This is a genomic window from Cryobacterium sp. TMT2-15-1 (assembly GCF_004402345.1).
In the GTDB taxonomy this organism is placed as follows: Bacteria; Actinomycetota; Actinomycetes; order Actinomycetales; family Microbacteriaceae; genus Cryobacterium; species Cryobacterium sandaracinum.
The window spans coordinates 161,387-167,395 of the sequence record NZ_SOGD01000048.1; the positions used below are offsets into that span (position 1 = coordinate 161,387).

General features: G+C 67.8%; 7 protein-coding genes. 3 read left to right on the top strand and 4 right to left on the bottom strand.

The genetic code is table 11. From position 1 onward, the window contains the following. The first annotated feature begins 163 nt into the window (after nt 1–163). Complete coding sequence (locus E3O62_RS13065) at nt 164–856, top strand: Pr6Pr family membrane protein (protein ID WP_134396469.1); 693 nt, start codon at nt 164–166, stop codon at nt 854–856. Nucleotides 857–869: 13 nt separating this feature from the next. On the opposite strand, the gene E3O62_RS13070 is transcribed toward E3O62_RS13065, so the two are convergent. Continuing rightward, complete coding sequence (locus tag E3O62_RS13070; RefSeq protein ID WP_134396471.1) at nt 870–1,226, bottom strand: winged helix-turn-helix domain-containing protein; 357 nt, start codon at nt 1,224–1,226, stop codon at nt 870–872. Further along, complete coding sequence (locus tag E3O62_RS13075; RefSeq protein ID WP_134398781.1) at nt 1,223–2,314, bottom strand: TerC family protein; 1,092 nt, start codon at nt 2,312–2,314, stop codon at nt 1,223–1,225. Before E3O62_RS13075 ends, E3O62_RS13070 begins: the two co-directional genes overlap by 4 nt. Nucleotides 2,315–2,546: 232 nt before the next feature. On the opposite strand from E3O62_RS13075, the gene E3O62_RS13080 reads away from it, so the two are divergent. Then, nucleotides 2,547–3,098: a cupin domain-containing protein gene (locus E3O62_RS13080; RefSeq protein ID WP_134396475.1), complete on the top strand. Its 552-nt coding sequence runs from the start codon at nt 2,547–2,549 to the stop codon at nt 3,096–3,098. Between the two features lie 131 nt (nt 3,099–3,229). Here the strand turns inward: E3O62_RS13080 and E3O62_RS13085 are convergent, their stop codons facing one another. Next, nucleotides 3,230–3,592 carry a DUF2834 domain-containing protein gene (locus tag E3O62_RS13085; RefSeq protein WP_134398782.1) on the bottom strand — a complete coding sequence of 121 codons (363 nt, stop codon included), beginning with the start codon at nt 3,590–3,592 and terminating at the stop codon, nt 3,230–3,232. Nucleotides 3,593–3,859: 267 nt separating this feature from the next. Between E3O62_RS13085 and E3O62_RS17175 the strand changes: the two genes are divergently transcribed. Continuing rightward, the gene (locus E3O62_RS17175; RefSeq protein WP_370448930.1) at nt 3,860–4,234 is read left to right on the top strand and encodes an HNH endonuclease family protein; all 375 of its coding nucleotides are present in this window, start codon (nt 3,860–3,862) and stop codon (nt 4,232–4,234) included. Nucleotides 4,235–4,380: 146 nt separating this feature from the next. On the opposite strand, the gene E3O62_RS13095 is transcribed toward E3O62_RS17175, so the two are convergent. Further along, nucleotides 4,381–6,009, bottom strand: a 1,629-nt coding sequence (locus E3O62_RS13095; protein WP_304990587.1) for an SbcC/MukB-like Walker B domain-containing protein, incomplete at its 5' end; no start/stop codon positions are given.

The following is a 6,009-nucleotide window of genomic DNA, read 5'->3' on the forward strand; positions in this document are numbered from 1 at the left end:
ACCTTCCTGTCGTGTCCTCAGCGAGAATTTCAGCGTAAGCCTACTCATAAGAGGAACCAAATAAGCATGAACGTCAACAGTATCCTGCCTCTGCTGCTGACCCCCTTCCGGGCAAGCGGCCTGCCCTGCTGAATCCCCAGCTCGTCAGCACTATTCTTTTCCAGTGACTTCAACAGCGATTTCTCCGGTGGCCTCCGACTCAGCATCGCCCTCCACCTTCCGGCGTCTTTCCGGTCTGCTGCGGATCGGCATAGGACTGCTGCTCTTCGCGAGCATCATTACGCAGATCACCGACCAGCTCTGGAACGACGCCTTCGTGGCGACCGAGTACTTCGGCTACTTCACCATCCAGTCGAGCCTGATGAACGTGGTCGTGTTGCTCGTGGGAGGTTCCCTCGCCCTGCGCCGAGGCACGGATTCCCAGCTCCTCACCGGGGTGCGAATGTCGGTACTCACCTACGCGGTCGTCACCGGGGTCGTCTACAACGCGCTGCTGCGCAACGTCGTCTCCGATGGCTTCATCGGTGTCGGCTGGCCCAACGAGGTGTTGCACGTCTGGGCGCCGATCTTCATCGCGCTGGACTGGATCCTCTCGCCGGGGCGCCCGGCCCTGGCCTGGAAGCGCCTCGGTGTGGCCCTGATCTACCCGCTGGCTTGGGTGGCATACGCCGTGGTGCGGGGCACCCTGACCGGCTTCTACACCTATCCCTTCCTCGAACCTGCCCAGCCGGGCGGCTACGTGACCGTGATCTTCTACGTGCTCGGCATCGCGACCTTCATCACCGGTCTCGCCGCGGCCGCAATCGCCGCGAGCCGCCTCCGGCCACAGGTTCTGACGACCGAACCCGTGGCCTGATCCGCTCTCGCGGTCAGACCGATCGCGGCGGCGGCGCGAATGTGCTGAACGCGGCGATCATCTCGTCGACGCTGTGCGCCGCGGTCGACGGATGCCGGAACGGCCGGTTCCGCTCGATGCTGTAGTGATTGCGCCGCCCCACCCGTTCGCGCCGGATATAGCCGGCCTTGACCAGGTCCGCCATGATGCTCAGCGCCGCCCGGGACGACACCCCCACCGTGTCGGCGAGCTCCTGCACCCGCGCATCGGGGTTCCCCGCGATGGCCAGGAGCAGGTGCGCGTGGTGGGTGAGGAACGTCCACGGCTTGCCGGGGGCATCCGTCGGTCCAGGCGGCGGAACGGGCAGCGGTTCGGGCAGCATCTCGGTCATCGGAGGGTCTCGTTCACCTTCTTCTGCTCGGCCTTCTGTTCGGCCTTCTGCACGGCTTTCTGTGCCTTCTGCTCGGGCGTGCGGGCCGATCGGCGCCAGACCGGCTCCATCTGGGCGAGTTCCTCAGGGGTGGCCTCGCGGAACGAGCCGACGGGAGCGGCCTCGAACTCGCGCCGCCCCTGGCCCCGCGTGGCCCGGAGGCTGAGCATGACCGACACCGCGATGATCAGCGCGATCACAGAGAGGGAAAGGGTCGTCGGGATGTAGAAGACGTCGAACAGCAGCATCTTGACGCCCACCCAGATCAGCACCAGCGAGAGACCGATCTTCAGGTAGACGAATCGGTGCATGAGGTCGGCGAGCAGGAAGTACATCGCCCGGAGGCCGAGGATTGCAAAGGCGTTGGCGGTGAAGACGATGAACGGTTCACTGGTGACCGCGAAGATGGCCGGGATGGAGTCCACGGCGAACACGACATCCGTCACCTCGACGAGCACGAGAACCGCCAGCAGCGGTGTGGCGAGCAGAATGCCGTTCTTGCGCACGAGTAAGCGCTGGCCGTGGAACGTCTCGGTCATCGGGATGAAGCGGCGGAAGAGGCGCAGCACTTGGGATTTCTCGGGGTGCGCGTGTTCGTTGCGGGTGCGGATCATGCGGTAGCCGGTGAAGATCAGAAACGCGGCGAAGACGTAGAGGATCCAGGAGAAGTTCTCGATCAGCACGGCGCCCGCGGCGATGAAGATACCGCGCAGCACGAGCGCGCCAAGCACACCGAGGAACAGCACCCGGTGCTGGTACTGGCGCGGCACGGCGAAGGCGGCGAAGATAATCGCCCAGACGAAGACGTTGTCGACCGCGAGCGACTTCTCGATCAGGTAGCCGGCGTAGTACTGCTGCCCGAACTCGGCGCCGGCCGTGATCCAGATCACGACGCCGAAGGCGATGCCGATCACCACCCAGACCACGGACCAGATCGCGGCCTCGCGCACCCCGATCACATGGGCCTTGCGGTGAGCGAACAGGTCGACAGCCAGCATGACGGCGATCACACCGAACACCGCCAGCCAGGCGTAGAGGGGAACGTTCATGGATGATGCCTTCCAGTCAGTGCTGCGACTGGAGGTCTGGTCCAACCCGGATCGGGTTCCTGCGGCCGGGCTCCGATGACGGAACCGTAATGACGACCACACGCTGGGGATTACTCCCCTCCGAAAACAAGTGAAGCATACTTCACCCTTTGGGGCAAACCGCGGGGTTGACTGAGGCGGTTGAGCACTTCCGCCGCCGCGACTACCGTGCACTGGAACAATGGAGGATCCCATGAAGGGTTTTGTCGACAACATCGAGGACGCGGCCATCCGCAACTCGAATTTCCGCCAAGTGCTTTACACCGCCCGGGGGCTGCAGCTGGTCGTGATGGCGCTGGAGCCGGGCGAGGACATCGGTGAAGAGGTGCACCCGGATCGAGACCAGTACTTTCGGGTGGAGAAGGGCAAGGGCGAGATCTGGATCGACGGCACCAAGACGAAGATCAGGAAGAACTCGGCCATGGTCGTGCCGGCCGGCGCTCGGCACAATGTGCTGAACACGGGCGGCAAGGTGCTGCGGCTCGCCACGATCTACGCGCCGCCGGAGCATCAGGACGCCGTCGTGCACCTGACCAAGGCGGACGCCCAGGCGTCAGCGGAACACTTCGACGGCACCGTCACGGAGCCGAAGCAGAAGCAGAAATCACGCCAGGTGAAGCCAGCCGCCGCGCAGGCTACGGCAAAGCCGACGTCGAAGACGGCCGCCAAGCCCGCCGCGAAGAAACCACGCAAGCCGGCGAAGAAGCGCCCCTCGACGAGGGCGCGGTCCGCCGACACCAACTAGCCGAGTGCGGCCTAACGAATGCGAGGGAGATTTTAAGCGTTTCGGGCTGAAATGGATGTTCGGGGTCGGTTGTGAGCAAAATCTCCGTCGTATTGGTTCGAGACCGCCGGGCTGGTCCGCCTGGCTGGCGCCTAGCGGGTCCGGGCTCCGGCGTTCGCCGCCCGCACCCGCTGCGCCTGCAGGGTGCGTTCCCGCATCGCGAGGAAGAGCGGGAAGGTGAAGGCGAACGCTGTCAGACCCGAGAGCACCACGTAGAGCCAGCCCCGCTTCATCCCGATCCGCCTGGCCTCGACGATGATCAGGATGCTGCCGGCCACCGCCACAACCAGCAGGTCAACAGCCAGTGACGACACCGCCGGACCGCTGTTGACCCAGTCGCCGACGAAGTCGCGTAGCTGCACGATCGCCAGCAGGTTGAAGGTCCAGGTGCCCACGAGGCCGCCGAGGCTGAGCGCCAGGTAGACGGCGGCGAGCGGGGTCCAGTTTTTGGTCATACGTCATTATTGCCGCCCGGTAGGGTCGAAAGCCGACCCTGGGAGCACCATGCCACACGCATCTCGCACGCCTGCGTCAACCCGCAGCCGGCGTTCCAGACGACGGCCCGTCACCGCCCTGATGGTGGTCCTGCCGCTCCTGGCTCTGATCTGGGCGATCGTGGTCGGCGTGGTCGGCGTCACGCCGGGCGAGACATCCGTCCCCTTCCCGGTCGGATCCGCGGCCGCGGCCCCGGCCCCGGCGAATTCGGCTCCGCCTGGTGCGACGTGGACGACAACGGCTGCGACACCCGCAACGATATCCTGGCCCGCGACCTGACCGCGATCGTGACCGAGGCGTCCTGCCGGGTCTTGAGCGGCGAGCTGCTGGCGCCGTACACGGGCGAATCGGTGTCGTTCGAGCGCGGCGAGACCACCTCGATGCTCGTGCAGATCGACCACCTGGTCGCTTTGTCGAACTCCTGGCAAACCGGCGCCGCGCAACTGACCCGGGAGGAGCGGATCGCCCTGGCCAACGACCCGCTGAACCTGCGGGCCTCCGACGGTGTCTCCAACTCGCAGAAGGGCGACGGGGACGCCGCCACCTGGCTGCCCGCGGAAAGTCGTTCCGCTTTGAATATGTGGCCCGCCAGATCTCCGTGAAGGCCACCTACGGCCTGCGGGTGGCCCCGGCCGAGCAGGACGCCATGGCGCGCGTGCTCGCGACCTGCCCCGGCCAGCCTGACTACTCGGCCGCGCCCGGTCTGGGCTAGTTCCGCGCCGGCACAGCACGAACCGGCACAGCCCGGCTACACCGACACGAGGACCTCACCGATCTCGCTGAAGCCCTGGTCGGTGACGGTGATGACCAGCTTGGCCGGGATCTGCTCCTTCATGGAGTCGACGTGGCTGATCAGACCGATGGTGCGGCCGCCGGCGCGGAGGCCGTCCAGGGTGCTCATCGCCGTCTCCAGGGTGGCGCCGTCGAGGGACCCGAAGCCCTCGTCGACGAACAGGGTGTCAAGGGCGATGCCACCGGCCTGATTCGACACGATCTCCGCCAGCCCGAGGGCGAGGGCCAGTGACGCCAGGAACGTCTCGCCGCCGGAGAGCGACTGGGTGGGGCGAGCCCGCCCGGTGTGCGCGTCCCGGATCATCAGCCCGAGCCCGGACTGACCACCACGGAACTGCACCGAGTCGTCGTGTTCGAGGGTGTAGCGGCCGCCGGTCATGGTGCGTAGCCGGTTGTTGGCCGCCGCAATGATCTGCTCGAGCTGCGCGGCGAGAACGTAGGTCTCCAGGCGCATCCGTTTCGTGTTGGGTTCGTCACCGTGCACGGCCGCCGCCAACTCCCGAACCTGCGTCTGCGTGGACAGAAGCTCCGCGCCGGCGTCGAAGTGCACGCGGGCATCCGTGACCAGGCCGGTCATGACAGCCACCCGCTCCCCCAGAGAGCCGCGTTCGGCCAGCGCCGCATCCCGTTCCGCCGCCGCCCTCACCAGGGTTTCCCGGGCCGGACCGACATCGGTCAGGCCGGCGGGAAGACCCGTGAGCGCCGGTTCGGCCAGCAGCGAGCGCGCCGCCGCGCGCGAATCGTCGTGGCCGCGGATCAGCTCTTCCAGCTGCCGCACGTCGGCGTCGTCCCGGTGGGCGGCGGCCACGTCCTGCTCGTCGACGAAACCTTCGCGGTCCAGCTGGGCCTGAACGGATGCGCCGGCGGCGTTTCGCAGGCTCCGGCGCTCACGGCTGTGGTCGAGGGCCTCGTCGAGGGCCCGCGCGGAGACCAGCTCGGCCCGCAGCCGATCGACCCGGTAGCCCACCGAGGCGAAGTCGCCGCGCAGGGCGGACACTCGGTCGTCGATGGCCTGTCGGGCGCTGCGGCGCTCGGCGAGCTGCGCGGCCGCCTCATCGCGGGCGGAGCAGAGGTCTGCCAGGGCACGGCCGGCCTCGTCGAGTTCGGCCCGCAGCCGGCTCTTGTCGAGGCCGAGCGCTGCCGCCCGCACGCCCGCGTTCACGGCCGCGGCCAGGGCCACATCGGACGCGGCCATCTCGGCGACGATTTCGTCGATGGTGCGCTCCCCGGCCCGGGCCCGGGCCCGGGCCAGGTTGGTGGCCACGGTGCCTGCGGCGGAGTGCGTCTGATCGAGTCGGGTCTGCGCCTGCTTCAGGCGTGCCCGTGCCGCCACGATGTCGGCTTCGGTGACCGGTTCATCGTCGCCGGTGGCGGGAGCCGGATGCGCGGTCGAGCCGCATACCTCGCACGGCTCCCCCGCCACGAGGTGCGAGGCCAACTCGACGGCGTGGCCGGCCAGCCGCCGGTCCACGAGGGTCTGGTAGCGCACCGCCGCCGCCGCGTTCTCGCCGGCGGCGGCCGCGTCGGCCCGGTGCGCCACCTCCAGCTCCGCGTCGAGACGCCGCACCTGGCCGGCCGCGTCCAC

What these genes read in the sequence shown, in the direction of transcription:
- E3O62_RS13070 (WP_134396471.1), bottom strand. Translation starts at nt 1,226, where the DNA reads ATGACCGAGATGCTGCCCGAACCGCTGCCCGTTCCGCCGCCTGGACCG.
- E3O62_RS13080 (WP_134396475.1), top strand. Translation starts at nt 2,547, where the DNA reads ATGAAGGGTTTTGTCGACAACATCGAGGACGCGGCCATCCGCAACTCG.
- E3O62_RS13075 (WP_134398781.1), bottom strand. Translation starts at nt 2,314, where the DNA reads ATGAACGTTCCCCTCTACGCCTGGCTGGCGGTGTTCGGTGTGATCGCC.
- E3O62_RS13085 (WP_134398782.1), bottom strand. Translation starts at nt 3,592, where the DNA reads ATGACCAAAAACTGGACCCCGCTCGCCGCCGTCTACCTGGCGCTCAGC.